The 16,271-nt window shown below is 57.6% G+C and carries 18 protein-coding genes; 11 read left to right on the top strand and 7 right to left on the bottom strand.

The annotated features are described in order from the left end of the window. Positions 1–21 precede the first annotated feature (21 nt). The 3 genes from bfr to NBV64_RS00875 form a co-directional block, all read right to left on the bottom strand. Complete coding sequence (gene bfr / locus NBV64_RS00885; protein ID WP_009460252.1) at positions 22–498, bottom strand: bacterioferritin; 477 nt, start codon at positions 496–498, stop codon at positions 22–24. 270 nt (positions 499–768) lie between these two features. Continuing rightward, the gene (locus NBV64_RS00880) at positions 769–1,038 is read right to left on the bottom strand and encodes a (2Fe-2S)-binding protein (protein ID WP_009460253.1); all 270 of its coding nucleotides are present in this window, start codon (positions 1,036–1,038) and stop codon (positions 769–771) included. Positions 1,039–1,169: 131 nt separating this feature from the next. Beyond that, positions 1,170–2,054 (bottom strand): LysR family transcriptional regulator, encoded by an 885-nt coding sequence (locus NBV64_RS00875; RefSeq protein ID WP_009460254.1) that lies wholly within the window; start codon positions 2,052–2,054, stop codon positions 1,170–1,172. A gap of 173 nt (positions 2,055–2,227) precedes the next feature. On the opposite strand from NBV64_RS00875, the gene NBV64_RS00870 reads away from it, so the two are divergent. The 8 genes from NBV64_RS00870 to leuD all read left to right on the top strand — a co-directional run bounded on the left by NBV64_RS00870 (position 2,228) and on the right by leuD (position 10,047). Next, complete coding sequence (locus NBV64_RS00870; protein ID WP_009460255.1) at positions 2,228–2,848, top strand: isochorismatase family protein; 621 nt, start codon at positions 2,228–2,230, stop codon at positions 2,846–2,848. Between the two features lie 35 nt (positions 2,849–2,883). Next, positions 2,884–3,885 (top strand): TRAP transporter substrate-binding protein, encoded by a 1,002-nt coding sequence (locus tag NBV64_RS00865; protein ID WP_009460256.1) that lies wholly within the window; start codon positions 2,884–2,886, stop codon positions 3,883–3,885. A gap of 58 nt (positions 3,886–3,943) precedes the next feature. Beyond that, entirely contained in the window at positions 3,944–4,462 is a 519-nt protein-coding gene (locus tag NBV64_RS00860) for a TRAP transporter small permease (RefSeq protein WP_250756457.1), read from the top strand. A gap of 1 nt (position 4,463) precedes the next feature. After that, positions 4,464–5,762 carry a TRAP transporter large permease gene (locus tag NBV64_RS00855; protein WP_250756456.1) on the top strand — a complete coding sequence of 433 codons (1,299 nt, stop codon included), beginning with the start codon at positions 4,464–4,466 and terminating at the stop codon, positions 5,760–5,762. 127 nt (positions 5,763–5,889) lie between these two features. Further along, a complete protein-coding gene (locus NBV64_RS00850) occupies positions 5,890–7,101 on the top strand; it encodes a CaiB/BaiF CoA transferase family protein (RefSeq protein WP_009460258.1) in 1,212 nt (403 codons plus the stop codon). Continuing rightward, positions 7,098–8,003: a hydroxymethylglutaryl-CoA lyase gene (locus NBV64_RS00845; RefSeq protein ID WP_021447115.1), complete on the top strand. Its 906-nt coding sequence runs from the start codon at positions 7,098–7,100 to the stop codon at positions 8,001–8,003. Before NBV64_RS00850 ends, NBV64_RS00845 begins: the two co-directional genes overlap by 4 nt. Next, entirely contained in the window at positions 8,000–9,412 is a 1,413-nt protein-coding gene (leuC, locus tag NBV64_RS00840) for a 3-isopropylmalate dehydratase large subunit (RefSeq protein ID WP_009460260.1), read from the top strand. The genes NBV64_RS00845 and leuC overlap by 4 nt, the downstream gene beginning before the upstream one ends. Next, positions 9,409–10,047 (top strand): 3-isopropylmalate dehydratase small subunit, encoded by a 639-nt coding sequence (leuD, locus tag NBV64_RS00835; RefSeq protein ID WP_250756455.1) that lies wholly within the window; start codon positions 9,409–9,411, stop codon positions 10,045–10,047. Before leuC ends, leuD begins: the two co-directional genes overlap by 4 nt. 147 nt (positions 10,048–10,194) lie before the next feature. Here leuD and rpoN read toward each other — a convergent pair whose 3' ends face one another. Continuing rightward, positions 10,195–11,580 (bottom strand): RNA polymerase factor sigma-54, encoded by a 1,386-nt coding sequence (gene rpoN, locus NBV64_RS00830; RefSeq protein WP_009460262.1) that lies wholly within the window; start codon positions 11,578–11,580, stop codon positions 10,195–10,197. A gap of 16 nt (positions 11,581–11,596) precedes the next feature. Here rpoN and NBV64_RS00825 point away from each other — a divergent pair, with 16 nt between their 5' ends. The 3 genes from NBV64_RS00825 to leuA all read left to right on the top strand — a co-directional run bounded on the left by NBV64_RS00825 (position 11,597) and on the right by leuA (position 14,176). Beyond that, positions 11,597–12,151, top strand: a complete 555-nt coding sequence (locus NBV64_RS00825) for a hypothetical protein (RefSeq protein ID WP_250756454.1) — start codon at positions 11,597–11,599, stop codon at positions 12,149–12,151. A gap of 39 nt (positions 12,152–12,190) precedes the next feature. Next, positions 12,191–12,343, top strand: a complete 153-nt coding sequence (locus NBV64_RS00820; RefSeq protein WP_155624357.1) for a hypothetical protein — start codon at positions 12,191–12,193, stop codon at positions 12,341–12,343. A gap of 138 nt (positions 12,344–12,481) precedes the next feature. Then, positions 12,482–14,176 (top strand): 2-isopropylmalate synthase, encoded by a 1,695-nt coding sequence (gene leuA / locus NBV64_RS00815; RefSeq protein WP_031232806.1) that lies wholly within the window; start codon positions 12,482–12,484, stop codon positions 14,174–14,176. A gap of 395 nt (positions 14,177–14,571) precedes the next feature. On the opposite strand, the gene NBV64_RS00810 is transcribed toward leuA, so the two are convergent. The 3 genes from NBV64_RS00810 to NBV64_RS00800 form a co-directional block, all read right to left on the bottom strand. Then, complete coding sequence (locus NBV64_RS00810) at positions 14,572–15,336, bottom strand: YwqG family protein (RefSeq protein WP_250756453.1); 765 nt, start codon at positions 15,334–15,336, stop codon at positions 14,572–14,574. Between the two features lie 135 nt (positions 15,337–15,471). Continuing rightward, positions 15,472–15,792 (bottom strand): hypothetical protein, encoded by a 321-nt coding sequence (locus tag NBV64_RS00805; protein WP_009463574.1) that lies wholly within the window; start codon positions 15,790–15,792, stop codon positions 15,472–15,474. Between the two features lie 86 nt (positions 15,793–15,878). Continuing rightward, positions 15,879–16,226, bottom strand: coding sequence for a DUF1840 domain-containing protein (locus NBV64_RS00800; protein WP_009463576.1), 348 nt, complete (start codon positions 16,224–16,226; stop codon positions 15,879–15,881). Positions 16,227–16,271 lie beyond the last annotated feature (45 nt).

Here is a 16,271-nt window from a genome sequence, read left to right as displayed (position 1 = left end):
TTGGTCTGACCACACAAAGACTTATTCGTGGTCGCCCATCTGCGATTGCAGGTAGTTTTGCAGGCCCACTTTTTCGATCAGCTCCAGCTGTGTACCCAGCCAATCGATGTGCTCTTCGGTGTCGTCCAGAATCTTCAAGAACAAATCACGCGACACGTAGTCGCGGGTGGACTCACAGTACTCGATAGCCTCTACCACGGTCTGACGGGCAGCCTGTTCCAGCTTCAGGTCACAGCCCAACAGTTCAGGCACGTTCTCACCGATCATGATCTTGTGCATGTCCTGCAGGTTGGGCAGGCCGTCCAGCATGAAGATACGTTCGATCAGCATATCGGCGTGCTTCATCTCGCCGATGGACTCGTCATACTCGTGTTTGCCCAGCTTGTTAAAGCCCCAATGGTTCAACATGCGAGCGTGCAAGAAGTATTGATTGATTGCTGTTAGTTCGTTCTTTAGCTGCTTGTTCAGATGCTGAATTACCACTTTATCGCCAAACATGCTGTTCTCCTGTAAATCTGACGGCGCTCCCCCCAAGGAGCCGCCGAGCCCCCACAAATGCTGCTCACGCCACAGATCGCACTCAGGCGCGATGCAGGCAAAAACACAATGGGGGATGAATGTGACAGGCTACCATGCACGCATGTGCCATGGCTTAAAAAACAGCTAAACACCCAGAAAGCGTTGCACTTTTGGGTTAGTAACAGGACCAATAACAATCATTCCCACTAACAATAGCGGGAATGGAAAATCCTGATCAAAAACACGCGCTTAGGCGCGACAAACAAGACGGCCGAACTCAGGGGCAGGGATCAGGCTGTCGTTGGCAGCGTAATCCACCCGGGCGGTTTCAAGACTGGCAATCATGGTCTGATTGGCATAGCGTCCGCCGGGCAAATAGTCCTGAGCCGTCTCCGCGCAACAGCCACAGCAAGACGCCACGCCAAGCTGACCTTGCAGGTCTGCCAGGCTGGAAGCGCCGCCACGTACTGCTTCTTGTACTTGACGCTCGGTGATCGCGTTACATATGCAGATAAACATGAGAACTATTATTATCAAGAAACCTGAAAATATCAAGAGTCATTCTCATTAAGAACTGTCTTTCCTCGATATAGCCCTGGGAATGGCTTGCAGCCTGCCCTTGCGGTCTTGGCCTGAAAACGACAGTCGCATCAATTCTGCAATAGATGGTCCATCAACAAGCGCGCGGCGGGCGACAAGCTATAGCGGCTACGCACGCACAAGGCCACGCGACGTGAGGTCCAGGGCTCCTTGATCACGCACAAGGCCAGGCCCAGGCTTTGTACATAGGACTCGGCCACAGAACGCGGCAACATGCCAATTCCAAGCCCCGCCTCAATCATGCGGCACTGGGCATCGTAACTGGTCACCTGCACGCGGCAACGCCAGGTGCGCTCCAGTTCGCTGGCGGCACGTAACAGCAGCAAATTGGGGTGACTGCCAGTGTGCATCCCCACATAGTCGAAATCCAGCGTGTCGGCAAAGGCCAACTCCCCCCGTCCTGCCAAAGGATGGGTAGCAGGCACCAGCAACACCAGCTCGTCCTGGCGATAGTCGTAGTACTCCACCTCGGCACTGCCTACGCCTCGAATCAGTACTCCCAGATCAGCATTATTATCGGCCACCGCCTGGGCGACTCCAGCACTGATACGTTCCTCCAAGGACACCCGCACTTTGGGGTGACGCGCCATAAAAGAGCTCAAAGCCTGCGGCAAAAACTGCGTGATGGACGACAGGTTGGCCGCAATCCGCACATGCCCAGTGGCCCCGCCGGCAAAGTCGCGCATCAGCGCGCCCATGGCATCCATATCGTCCAGCAGGCGCTGGGACATGGCCGCCAATGATTTGCCCGCTGCCGTCGGATACACACCCTTGTTGCTGCGCTCAATCAGGGCTGCGCCCAGTTGCTGCTCCAGATCGCTCAGGCGCTTGCTGACCGCGGCAGGCGCAATATGAAACTGCTCGGCCGCCCCCGAGATGGTGCCGCGTTCCAGCACCAATAAAAACAGCCGTAAAGATTTGGGATCGATGTTCATAAGCCAGTATTCCATCCTAGGAAGGGCGGGTCGACAAGCACTCTGCCATCATCAATTGCGATAGCACCATCGCAATTTGACGCTGTACTCACGTCATTAGCGATGACAGACTACGCACATAATACGGAACCTGATTATTTAAGTCAGGAATAGAGAGTGAGGGGAGAAACAAGATGCGCGACAGCGACAATCTGAAAGGGGGCTTTGACGGCACCCTGCCCATGGGGCAACAGCCGGCTTTGGTCGTTATCGATTTTCAACGCGGCTTTACCGAGCCTGGCTTGACGCCACTGGCCTCGAACTGCGACAGCCAGATCGAACAAACCAACACCCTGATTCGCGCCATGCGTGGCAAGGGTCGCGTTATTTTCACCATCATCGGCTACGAAGCCCATCTGGCCGACGCCAATCTGTGGCTGACCAAGGCCTCGTCCTTGCGCTGCCTGCTGCGTGGTTCGACTGCCTGTGAGCTGGACCCACGGCTGGACTACGACCCCGAACAAGACATCATCCTGTACAAGACCCAGGCTTCCGCCTTTTACGGCACGCCGCTGCCCGCCTTGCTGGCCCATCAGGGCTGCGACATGCTGATTGTGGCCGGTGCCACCACCAGCGGTTGCGTGCGTGCCAGCGTGGTGGACAGCTTGCAGTCGGGATTTGCCCCGTTCGTGGCTGAAGATGCGGTGGCTGACCGCTCGGCAGCCCAACATCGCAGCAATCTGATCGATATGGCCAGCAAGTACGCCGAAGTCCTGCCCTCGGCAGACTTGATCGCTCATCTACACACGCTTTAAACGCGCAACAAAAAAAGAAACCACAGGAGACTCTCATGAAAAAAGCCCTGACAGCGGCGATGGCCGCCTGCACCCTGGCGCTGGGCATCTCGCCCGCCCAAGCCCAAGAAGTTGAGCTGACTTTCTCAACCTATTTGCCCCCGGCCTACGAATACGCCTGGAAACCCATCGAGAACTTCGTTCAGACCGTGGAAAAAGAAAGCCAGGGTCGCATCAAGATCAACGTGTTCCACTCCGGTCAGCTGTTCGATGGCTACGAGGAGCTGCCAGCCTTGTCGCGCGGTGACGTGGATATCGTCAACATGACCAGCACGTACCCCAGCGGCACCGTGCCAGCGCTGAACATCTTTACCCTGCCATTCCTGTTTGACAGCACGGCCCACCTGAAGCGTGCCCTGGATCAAGGTCTGTTCAAGCTGGGTGCCGAGCAGGAACTGCGTGACACCCACGATGCCGTGGTGCTGGGCCTGGCCCCTTGGGACCCGTACGAGTTTTACAGCCGCAAGGCACCGATCAACTCGGCCGCGGACATCAAGGGCAAAGTCTGGGCATCGACCAGCTCCATGGACGCACGCGCCCTGCAACTGCTGGGGGGCTCACCTACCGGCATGCCGTCTTCCGAGCTGTACCTGGCCTTTGACCGTGGCGTGATCGACGCCACCCCACGTCCCTTGCTAACCGGCATTGGCCGCAACCTGTATGAAGTGGCCAAGTACCTGTCCATCGCCAACTTCGGTATCGATGTGTCCGTGCTGACCATCAACCGCAAAAAGTGGGAATCCCTGCCACCTGATCTGCAAGAAATCATCAGCAAGGCCGCCCACCAGCGCGACGAAGAACAGTTTGAGCGCGTGAACGCCTTTGTAGGCCAGGCCCTGCAACGCTACGAGCAAGCCGGTGTGACCATCAATCGTGTTGAGCCCGCTCAACTGGCCGAAATGCGTCAGCAAACCCAAGCCGCCATTGATGAATGGAGCAAGCAGGTTGAAAACGGTCCCGCTTATCTGGAACTGATCGAAAAAACCCGCCAGCCCTGATCACGCGTGACTGCGCGCCGGACCACCAGCCGGCGCGCATCCCTCGTGTGGAGACACCATGAATCCACTTATTCATTTTCTGGGCGCATTTGCGCGCGGTAGCAACCGGCTCGCCATTCTGGTGGCCGAAGTTGCACTGGCCGCTCTGATGATTGCCTGCACCTACGGCGTCATTGCACGCTACGTCTTTAATAGCCCCAGCATCTACATCACCGAAGTGTGCGTGTACTTGCTGCTGGTCTGCTCCTGGCTGTCCATCGGCTGGGTTCACCTGGAAAACCGCCACGTCAGCGTGGAAGCCTTCCACATGCGCTTCTCGCCACGCGGCCAGCGCCTGGCCACCTGCATTTCGCAGCTGTGCATCTTGTTCTTCTGCCTGGTACTGCTGTGGGCCGGTATTTCCGTGGTGGAAACCGCGATTGCCCGTAACTACCGCTCGGCCTCCATGCTGCGTTTCCCCCTGTGGATTGCCTACGGCATGATCCCATTGGGTGGCACCTTGCTGGGCCTGGCTGCTCTGCGCCAGCTGTTCATCCCGAACAGTGTGGAATCCAACGACAGCATCAAGGAGTTCTGACATGGATTCCATGCTCATTTTCAGCCTGATGATGGCCTGCTTTGCCATCCTGATGGTTATCGGCACCCCCATTTTTGCCGCACTGGGTGTCGCCAGTGTTTCCGGCATTCTGATGAAATCCGGCCTGGGCGGCCTGGACGTCATTCCCGCCACCTTGCACCGCGGCATGGCCAGCTATTCCCTGATCGCCATTCCGCTGTTCATTCTGATGGGTGAGGTCATCGCCCGCACCAGTATCGGCGGCAAGTTGTATCAGCTGTTCTATCTGTGGCTGAACCGCCTGCCCGGTGGTTTGGCTGTAGCCAGTGTGGGCAGCTCGGCCGTTTTCGGTGCCATGAGCGGGGTCAGCGTGGCGGGTGCCGCCACGATTGGTCGCTTTGCCATTCCAGAAATGCTCAAGCGTGGTTACTCGCCCAGCCTGTCTGGCGGCACGATTGCTGCGGCCGGTGCCCTGGCTTTGCTGATTCCACCCAGCATTGGCTTTGTGCTGTATGGCGAAATGGCGGATCAATCCATCGGCAAGCTGTTCATTGGTGCCTTGCTACCCGCCTTGATGGTCACCGTCATGATGGTGATCTATGTCGCTCTGGTTGCGATATTCAAACCAGAGTCCGCACCGCGCAATTCGGAAGTCGTTACCTGGGCACAGAAACTGGCCGCCCTGAAAGACATCTGGGCTGCTTCCTTGCTGATTCTGCTGGTGCTGGGCACGATCTATCTGGGTATTGCTACTCCGACAGAGGCGGCCGGCATTGGTGCTGCAGGGGCATTCATCATTGCCATTGCCTACAAGGAAATGAACTGGCGCACGGCCTTGCAGATTCTGCGCTCCACCGCCGTCACCAGTGGCATGATTTTGCTGATTCTGGCCGCAGCGCTGCTGTTTGGCTACATCATGACCCGCTTGATGATTCCGCAAAAGCTGGTGGCCCTGATTACGGCATCGTCTCAGCCAGCCTGGGTCATTCTCCTGTTCGTGCTGCTGTTTCTGATTGTCGTGGGCATGTTTCTAGATATTGTTTCTCTTATCCTGATCACCACACCTGTTTTACTGCCTGTTATTGTGGCGCTGGGCTACGATCCATTATGGTTTGGCATTGTGATGATTATTGCCTGCGAAATGGCCGTCATTACGCCGCCGGTGGGTTTGAACCTGTATGTGATCAAGGGCATTGCCCCACAAATATCGCTACAGCAGATTACACGCGGGGCTCTGCCCTTTGTGGCACTGGAAATTTTGGCGATTGTGATTTTGACAATCTTCCCCGAAATCATTCTTTGGTTACCCAGAACGCTTTAAAAAATAAAACCCGCTTCATGCGGGTTTTTTTATTTTCCATCCACATTTTTTACGATGGCAGCATAATATTTGATTGCTTTTCTACTTTCTTTTTCTATCCCAGAATCAATAACTGGAGGAAACAGAAATGGATAAGAACAGCTTTACCGAACCCCCGCTCAAAGGCATCAAAGTCCTGGAGCTGGGTTCCTTGATTGCCGGCCCCTATGCCGGTAGCCTGCTGGCCCAATTCGGGGCCGATGTCATCAAGATCGAACCGCCTGGCAAGGGCGACCCGCTACGCCGCTGGCGGCAGTTGCACAAGGACACCTCCCTGTGGTGGCGCGTACAAAGTCGCAACAAGCGCTCCATTGCGCTGGATCTGCGCCAGCCCGAGGGCCAGGAAATTGCCCGTGAACTGGCCTTGCAAAGCGACATCGTCATTGAAAATTTCCGCCCCGGCGTGCTGGAACGCTGGGGCCTGGGCTGGGAAACGCTGCACGCACTGAACCCACGCCTGATCATGGTGCGCGTCTCCGGTTATGGACAGGACGGCCCCTATCACCGTCGCCCCGGCTTTGCCGCCATCGCGGAATGTATGGGTGGCCTGCGTTATGGCACCGGCTATCCGGATAGGCCCCCTGTACGAGCCGGTGTCAGCCTGGGCGATACGCTGGCTTCGCTGTACGGCACGATTGGCGCGCTGCTGGCCATGCACCATCTACGTCAGGAAGGCGGGCAGGGGCAGATGATTGATGTGGCCTTGTATGAATCTGTCTTTGCCATCATGGAAAGCCTGATTCCAGACTATCAACTGAACGGTCATCAGCGCGAACGTACCGGGGCCAGCCTGCCCGGCATCTCCCCCTCCAACACCTATCCCACCGGCGACGGCAAATGGGTAGTGATTGCCGCCAATAGTGACGCCATTTTCATCCGTCTGATGCAGGCCATGAACCGTCCTGATCTGGCCAGCGATCCGCACCTGTCCGACAACGCCGGACGGGTGGAACACAGCGCCATGCTGGACCAGACGATTGGCGACTGGACAGGGGCCCGCAGCCTGGAAGAGGTGTTGAGCGTGCTGGATCAGGCTGAAGTCCCCAGCGGCAGCATCTACACCGCCGCCGACATTCTTGATGACCCGCATTACCAGGCCCGCGGCATGCTGGAGAAACACACCTTGGAGGACGGCCAGGAACTGACCATACCCGGCATCGTCCCCAAGCTAAGCCGCAGTCCCGGTGCCACCCAATGGTTGGGGCCGGAGTTGGGTGAACACACAGACAGCATCCTGCAAGAACTGGGCATGAGCCCGGAGCGCCGCCAAGCTCTGCGTGAACAAGGAATCGTGGAATGAGTACCGTGTTATTAACTGATGTCACCTTGCGTGACGGCCTGCAAATTGTGCCACGCTGGGTGCCTACGCCGGACAAGCTGCGTATCGCGCAAGCACTGCCTCGATGCGGCGTGCGCAAGATAGAGCTGACGTCCTTTACCTCGCCCAAAGCCATCCCATCCCTGGCGGATGCCGACGAGCTGGCTAGCCTGACCGCGCGCGCGCCCCAAGTCTGCTACACCGCCCTGGTTCCCAATCTGCGCGGTGCACAGCGTGCTTTAGCGGCCAATATGGACGAGCTGAACTTTGTATTTTCGGCCTCTGAAGCGCATAACCTGGCCAATCTGCGCATGAACATTGCGCAATCACTGGCCCAGCTGGAGCAAGTGCTGGAAGCGGCGGGCAAAACGCCAGTCAACGTGTCCCTGTCCACCGCTTTTGGCTGCCCCTTTACCGGCGCCGTCGCCCCCGCGCACGTGATTGCACTGATGCAACAAGTGCAACGCATGGGAGCCAGCTCCGTCAGCCTGTGCGATACCACCGGCATGGGCTCGCCCGCCGATGTGGAACGTCTGACCCAGGCTGCCTTGAGCTTGTATGGTGAACAAGGCGTCACCGCCCATTTCCATGACACCCGCGGGCTGGCCCTGGCCAATGCCTGGGCCGCGTATCGCGAAGGAGGGCGTCGGTTTGACGCAGCCTTGGCCGGTTTGGGCGGTTGCCCTTACGCCCCCGGTGCCAGCGGCAATGCCAGCCTGGAAGATCTGGCCCATATGTTCCAAATCAGCGGTGTGGAAACAGGCTTGAGTCTGGAAGCGCTCCAGCCCTTGGCCGAAGAAATCGCAGCCCTGACGCAAGAGCCCGTTCAAAGTCGCCTGCACAAAGCAGGACCAGCCTACGCCTTGAAGGTGTGCCAACCATGAGCACGGCCCGCACCCTTTTTCAAAAGCTCTGGGATGCACATCGCGTTGCGACGGTAGACGATGAGCATGATCTGATCTACATAGACCGCCAGTTATTGTACGAAGTCACCAGTCCGCAAGCCTTCGAGAGTTTGCGCTTGGCCGGACGCCAAGTGCGTCGCCCGGAAACTGCGCTGACCACGGTGGACCACAACGTGCCCACGCACCGCCGCAATCAGCGTCTGGAAGACCCGTTGGCGCAGGCACAGATCGACCAGATGGAGATCAATAGCCGGGAGTTTGGCCTGCGCTACTTTGGCCTGGATGACGAGCGCCAGGGCATCATCCACGTGATCGGACCCGAGCAGGGCATGACCTTGCCCGGCTCCAGCATCGTGGCAGGAGATTCCCATACCAGCACGCATGGTGCGTTTGCGGCCTTGGCCTTTGGCATTGGCACCTCCGAAGTGGAGCATGTTCTGGCCACGCAATGCTTGGCCGCAAAACGCATGCGCAGCCTGCAGGTCGATGTGCAAGGTGAATTGCCTGCCACCAGCACCGCCAAGGATCTGGTCCTGCACATCATTGCCCGCATGGGTGCGGATGGAGGACGGGACTGTGCCATCGAATTTACCGGCCCCGCCATCCGTGCCTTGTCCATGGAAGGGCGCATGACCTTGTGCAATATGGCGATCGAAGCGGGGGCCCGTATTGGTCTGGTCGCTGTGGACGACAAGACCCTGGACTATGTGCGCGGCCGCCCCTTGGCACCAAAAGGAGAGGCATGGGACAAGGCAGAGCAGTACTGGCGCACGCTGATCAGCGATGAAGGCTGCCAATACGATCAGCATTTGCTGATCGACGCCACGCAGGTTGCCCCCACAGTCACTTGGGGCACATCGCCCGATATGGCGGCGGCCATCGACCAGCTTGTACCTGATCCATTAGCCGCTGCCACGGGCAAACAAGCTGATGCCCAACGCGCCTTGAACTATATGGCTTTGCAGGCCGGGCAGCCGTTGGCAGGCATCACCATAGACCGGGTGTTCATCGGTTCCTGTACCAATGCGCGTATTGAGGACCTGCGCAGCGCCGCTGCCATGGTCAAAGGCAAACGCGTAGCCAGCACAGTGCTGCAAGCTTTGGTCGTACCCGGCTCGGGTCTGGTACGCCGTCAGGCCGAGCAGGAAGGCCTGGACCAGATATTCACGCAAGCCGGCTTTGAATGGCGCGAGCCGGGCTGCTCCATGTGCCTGGGCATGAACGAAGACCGCCTGAACCCGGGCGAGCGCTGCGCCTCCACTTCCAACCGCAATTTCGAAGGCCGGCAGGGCGCCTTGGGACGTACACACCTGATGAGCCCCGCCATGGCTGCTGCCGCTGCAATTGCGGGCCATCTTGTCGATATCCGTAACTGGGACGCCGCATGAACACACCTTTTACTTCCGTGCGCTCGCGCCTGATTGCGCTGGACCGTGCCAATGTAGACACCGACGCGATCTTGCCCAAGCAGTACATGACATCCTTGTCGCGCACTGGCTTTGGACAATATGCCTTCGACAACTGGCGGTACGCGGACATTGGCTACCCCGGCAAACCACTGGACGAGCGTGAACCCATCAACAGTTTCTGCCTGCATCAGCCGCACGCCCAGGGAGCCCGGATTCTGCTCGGACGCGAGAACTTCGGCTGCGGGTCCAGCCGCGAACACGCAGTTTGGGCACTGAAGGATTTGGGTATTTCGGTGCTGATCGCCACTTCATTTGCAGACATCTTTCGCAATAACTGCTTTAAAAACGGTCTGTTGCCATTACAACTCAACACCGACCAGGTAGATGCCCTGTTTGTCACCGCCACCAATCATCCCTGGGCTGAATGGATGGTCGATCTGGAGGCGGGCATGTTGATCGGCCCCGATCAGCGCATTCACTTCCAGATAGAACCGGAACGCCGACGCCGTTTGCTGCTAGCGCTGGATGACGTCAGCGTGACGGAGCAAAAGATGGAAACTATTCGGGCTTACGAACAGCAGCGCAAGAAGCAGGAGCCTTGGCTATTTAATTGAGCGGAGCAGATGGCTGCAAAGGAGGGCTTTTGCAGGGCGTGTTCATATGTGCGCGCAGGCCCTGTTTGTTTATTGTTTTGACGTCCAAGGCTGCGAGTTGCTCGGCCAGGCTCGCCAGGAACCTTTGACCTGCTGTAGCCCGTTTTCCTAGACCCCAGCCGCCGCCCGCATCTTGCGTTGTGAAGCCGGTGCCAAACCTTCCGCTTCCCGGTACTTCGCCACCGTACGGCGCGCCAAAGTCAGGCCCTGAGCCTGCAAGAGATCGGTAATCTGCTGATCCGACAAAGGCTTGGCTGGCGACTCGTCACGAATCATCTGTGCGATCTGTGCCCGTACCGAAGCCGCCGACAGATCAGCCTTGCCATCAGCACTGGCCAAGGCCACGGTAAAGAACTGTTTAAGCTCCATCACTCCATGCGGTGTTTGCATGTACTTTTGCCGCGTTGCACGAGAAATCGTGGACTCGTGCAAATCCAGCTCGGCTGCCAGATCGGCCAATTGCATGGGTTTGAGCGCCGACACACCTTGCGTGAAGAAGTCCTGCTGCATCTGCACAATCGCTTGGGCCACCCGCAAAATCGTCACGAAACGGCTGTTAACGCTGCGCAGCAAGCCAGTCGCTTTTTGGCGCTCTGCCAGCAAGGCAGGGTGCGCTTCAATTTCGTAATCGTGCAGATTCACCAATTGCAGGCGTGGCACAGCCAGGGGATTCAAGGCCGCCTGCCAATTGTCCTTGCCGCGAATCAACAGCACATCGGGTACCACATAAGCCGAGACGTCCTGCGTCCAGGCCCGCCCCGGTTTGGGGTCCAGCTTCAAGACCAGATGATGGGCGCGCTCGACCAGCTCGGCCGAATAGCGACCGGCACAACGCTGACGCAACTGACTGGGAGAGGCCAGAATGCCGACATGCTCGCGCACCAGATAGCGGGCGCAATCGAGCAAGGCGGGTTCCAATTGCTGAGCCTGTTGCATCAGTTGCAAGTCCAGGCACTCGGCCAGATCCCGCGCACCGACACCGGCCGGGTCCAGGGACTGCACCTGGGCCAGCGCACAGCGCAAATCACTTTCATCAATATCCAGCTCGTCGGGCAGGCAGTCCAGCACCTCTTCCAGCGAGACGGGCAGGTAGCCGTTATCGTCCAGCTCATCGATCAATAACTGGGCCAAAGCGCGGTCACGGTCGCTCAAACGCAACAGTCCCAGCTGCTCGCTTAAATAAGCAGCCAGGTCCTGGGCAATGGCCGATTCGGGAGTCCAGTCAGGGTCGTCCGAATCTCCCTGATGTTTGGGAAACTCAAGGCTCGCCCACGAGGATTCCGCCTCGCCCGAAGCGGCTTCGGGCAATGGCTCGGCGGCGACATCCGTCTGCACGTCCAGACGTTCCAGCAAGGGGTTATCCAGCAAAGCTTGAGCCAACTCCTGCTCCAGCTCGGCCCCCGATAGCTGCAACACTTTAATAGACTGTTGCAATTGCGGCGTCAAAACCAGCGTTTGCTGCTGGCGTAAATCTAGTGACTGACGCGTAAGCATAGGTACAATCGTTTCCATGAAAACTGACAACGCCCAGACACCCACCGCCAACGATAGTCAGGCTCTGCGCAGCACACTGTTCAAGCTGTGCGCCACGGCCACTATTATCTGCACCGTAGTCACTATCGTGGTCGCCATTATCTGGTGGGACCTGCTCAACCGTCTTATCAGCTTTGGGCGTGGCCTGGATTACTCCGGCCTGCAGGCCTTGAGCATTCAAAACCTGGCGCTGATCAAGCAGTACAACCCGTTTTTCTGGTGGACGGTAGTGGGCGTCATAACCCTCATTATTGCCTATCTTTTGTATGGCTTCGTACAAGGGGTCATGCGACGCAACCAGCAACGCATTATCGACGAGTCCACGGTGGCTCAACTGGCCCGATCACTCAGCCGTCCGGCCCGTGAAGTGATTTTGTGGTGCTGGCCCGACCAGCGCAGCCCGTTGACTGTGGGCGATTTACAACGAGCCCATAGCGAGTTGCGCTCCGGACGTTTTAGCAAAATCGAACTGGCCGAGCAGCAAAGCCGCCTGCTGCAAGCCGACTACGAACGTCACGGGCCACAAGCCTAAAGCTTGCCTTCCTGTTTTTTTTGTGTTTGACTAACGGTCATGACTCACGCACGCCAATTCTCCTACGCCTGCCAAGGTTTCAGCCCCGCCGCTGAAGCAGCCTTGTCGCGTTCCGTGCGTGAAGGCCGTTCTTCGGCCCCTGCCTCCAGCCTATCCCAGCTGCTACTACTAGCGTCCGGTTGCCGGGCCTAGTGTCCCGTGGCAGTTCGGCAGCCAATACTCAGCCACATCTACGTCATTTGTGCCGCCACCGGCCTACGTAAATGCTGCAATCGCTGGTGACGGCAAGAAGTAATCAACACTTTTTGTCCGACAGGTATCCCCATGGCAATGCTGAAAAACCCCTCTCAAAAGTATCGTCCTTTTGTCGCCTTTGATCGCGACTTCGCTGAACGCACCTGGCCTTCCAAGCGCATTACCAAAGCGCCCATCTGGATGAGCACGGACTTGCGTGACGGCAATCAGTCCCTGATCGAGCCCATGAACGTGGCTCGCAAACTGCGCTTTTTCGAGCAACTCGTCAAAATCGGTTTCAAGGAAATCGAGGTCGGTTTCCCATCCGCATCGCAGACCGACTTCGATTTCGTTCGCAAGCTGATCGACGAAAACCGCATTCCTGAAGATGTCACCATCATCGTCCTGACGCAGTCGCGCGAAGACCTGATCAAGCGCACGGCTGAAGCGGCTGCCGGTGCCAAACGCGCCATCATTCACTTGTACAACGCTTGTGCCCCCGCCTTTCGCAAGATTGTTTTCAACTTGAGCAAGGACGAGATCAAGGAAATTGCCTTGACCGGTACACGCTTGGTCAAGAACGAAGTGGCCAAGTATCCGCAAACCCAATGGGGTTACGAATACTCGCCCGAAGTGTTCAGCACTACCGAGCCCGAATTTGCTCTGGAGGTGTGCAACGCCGTCGTGAAAGCCTGGGGTCCAGCCGCCGACGAACGTGTCATCCTGAACTTGCCCGCTACGATTGAGGCCACCACGCCCAATATGTACGCCGACCAGATCGAATGGATGCACAACAATCTGGAACAGCGCAACAACGTCACCTTGAGCGTGCACCCGCACAACGACCGTGGCACTGCGGTCGCTGCCGCTGAACTGGCTGTGATGGCTGGCGCGGACCGTATCGAAGGCTGCTTGTTCGGTAGCGGCGAGCGCACCGGCAACGTTTGCCTGGTGACCTTGGCCCTGAACTTGTACACCCAGGGCGTGGACCCTGAACTGGACTTCTCGGACATCGACGAAGTGCGTCGCACCGCCGAGTACTGCAACCAGTTGCCCGTGCACCCACGCCACCCTTACGCAGGCGACCTGGTCTTTACCGCGTTCTCCGGCTCCCACCAGGACGCCATCAAGAAAGGTTTGGCTCAACAAAAAGCCGACGAAATCTGGGAAGTCCCTTACCTGCCTATCGACCCGGCCGATCTGGGCCGCAGCTACGATGCGGTGATCCGCGTCAACAGCCAGTCGGGCAAGGGCGGTGTGTCCTACTTGCTGGAACAAGAGCACGGTCTGGTCTTGCCACGCCGCATGCAAATCGAATTCAGCCGCGCCATTCAGCGCGTCACCGACTCTTCCGGCAAGGAAGTGACGCCTGCAGATGTGTACGGCATTTTCGAATCTGAATACCTGAACTGCAAGAAGCACTACAAGCTGCTCAAGCACAACATCATCAGCCAGCCTCACGCTGACAGCGGCCAACAATTCACGATTGAAGTGGATGTGGAGCACGACGGCCAGGTTCGCACCTTGAAGGGCTCGGGCGAAGGCGCGATCTCTGCCTTTGTGAATGCCTTGGATCTGTCTATCAAGATCATGGACTACAACGAGCACGCCATCGGTTCCGGTGCTGAAACCCGCGCTGCCGCTTACGTGGAAATGCGTATCGGCGACAGCCCATCGGGCTTTGGTGTGGGCATCCACGCCGACATCGTGACTTCCTCCTTCCTGGCGATCTTGAGTGCGGTTAACCGCCACACCATCGCCCAGCAAGAAGCTGAAGCCACCACGGCTTAATACCGTCTTCATGTCGCGACTTGGGTGGTGATCCCACCCAAGCGCCCGCCCGGTTCACCATAACCGCGCCTGACCCGCTTTCGCAGCCCGGCTTATCGTCGCTCTGCCCGCAACCCGCCCACAAGGCGGGTTTTTCGTGGGCGGGCCATTAGATTGTGGCCCCCCGCCGTAGGTAAACCGGACTGGGCCAGGTCGGACTGGACCTGGTCAGTTTGAATAGCCCGGTTGGTTCGGCTGTTCGGCTGTTCGGCTGTTCGGCTGTTCGGCTGTTCGGCTGTTCGGCTGTTCGGCTGTTCGGCACCAGAGCGTAAAACCAATGCTCGTGGCACAGTACAAATGGCTGTGCCAATATGCCTCTAAACGGCCAATCTCACCACACGGAGCTTGCCCCCTGTTTAGCCGCAATCCACTTGAAGACGGCTGAAGTCTTTGGCGCGCAGCTTGTCCTCTTCAATAAAGGCCATCAAGCGGGCACCATCTTGCCAGCACCAGTTCAAATCATCATGGGACTGCAAGGTCAGCAGTGAACGCCATGGCGACTGACTGGGATACTCGTCCTGCGTCGGCGTAGGGTCATAGCCCAAACTGTCCCAAGAGGGACGACCCAGCAGATAGTCGCGCGGCAAGTCGCCGCTTTCTTCCAGCTCCTCAAACCAGTCATACAGCTCGTCCATATCCACTGGCCAATCCTTGCGCAGCTCTCCATGGCGAGGAATATCAATGCAGTTTTCGAACAGCACTTCCCGACTTGCTGTACCCCAGTCATGAGGGGCCTGAAGCTCGTGAAAATCAGTGGTGTCCGGCCAGTAAAAAGCCTTCAGATAGTCCTCATCGCGCCAGAAAATGGCGTCTTCCTGATCCATACCGTAAAACAGCGACAGCAGCCCGCTCGTGGGCAAATTCGCTGGGCGATCCGGTCCTTCCGGCAGCTCCGCAAAATTGATCTGGCCGACAAATAAATATTCACCGTCCGGATGCTCGGGCCAAGTAAAGCCTGGAGGAACCATAGGTTGACCACCAAAGCGGCTTTGCAAAAGCTGACCCTGGCCTTGCCCCAAACGGATGGCAACCGCCGGTTGTGCCAGGTCCAGGAAATACTGTTTATGCGCTTGCAGCACAGGTGAGGCATCAAGGTACTTTTCTAGCGTGTTCAGATCCATGGCGCTGGGAAGGAAGAAGTTGAAGATGGTGCAGGCAAGGATAAGAGTGTCACAGCACACACGGCAACCCTTGCCGAAGAATCAGAAAGAAAAAAAACCGGCCCAAGAGCCGGTTTTCGTTTGCCTTGCCGCAGATCAGTACGTGACCGCCAAACCCGGCAAATCCACAGTAACTTGCATGGAGCCCACCGCTTGCAAGCAATGGCGTGCAAATTCCTGGGCGCGCTCATCGTCTTGCGACAGCAGCGTGTAACCCAGGGCATCGGCCACGCCCATAATCTTGTCCAGCAACAGCACTTTGCCGCTGGCCCGCAGGGGTTCACAGCCAAGCTCTTGCCAGGTGCGATCAAACCAGTCACGCGATTGCTTGCCGCTGTCCGCGTCAATGGTTTGTATAGGAGTGACCAGCTCTATGTGCTGGCGAGGACTAAAGATCACAAGCACCATAGCGCTCATAGACGATCTCCGAAAAAAAATAGATCAACTTTGGAGCTTAAGCAAAGAAGGCCTGCCAAATTGTCGGCAGGCCGACATTCCAGAGACTACCAGGAGCTATCAGCCGGTTCCCACATCACCGGCACGCCAGTGTTATTCGCCTGGCGCAACATATCCAGCAAAGGATAGGCGCGTTGGCTGAAACTCACGGCCTGTGAAATCGGGTGTTCCTTTTCATCGTCTTCGTCCTCGTGGGGCGAATGCTTGTTTTCCCGGTCCTGCCCGATCGCTCGCTCAATATTGCCAATAGCTTCGGACAGTTGCTCTGCCGTGAACACGCCACGCTCGGGCAAACCATCAGGATAGGAACGCCCCGCGGCCCGGAGAATAGGCATGGCATGTTCAGAGAACATCAGAACATCGGCGGCGGCTTTGCTTTTAAAGACGACTAGCATACGGTTTCTCCTTATGGATCTTTGTGTTTCCGATTCGACTTTCAG

The organism is Alcaligenes sp. DN25 (assembly GCF_023674485.1).
Classification (GTDB): Bacteria; Pseudomonadota; Gammaproteobacteria; order Burkholderiales; family Burkholderiaceae_B; genus Alcaligenes; species Alcaligenes phenolicus.
Note: the sequence above shows the minus strand (reverse complement) of the source record. Positions and strands in the feature narration are given on the sequence as shown.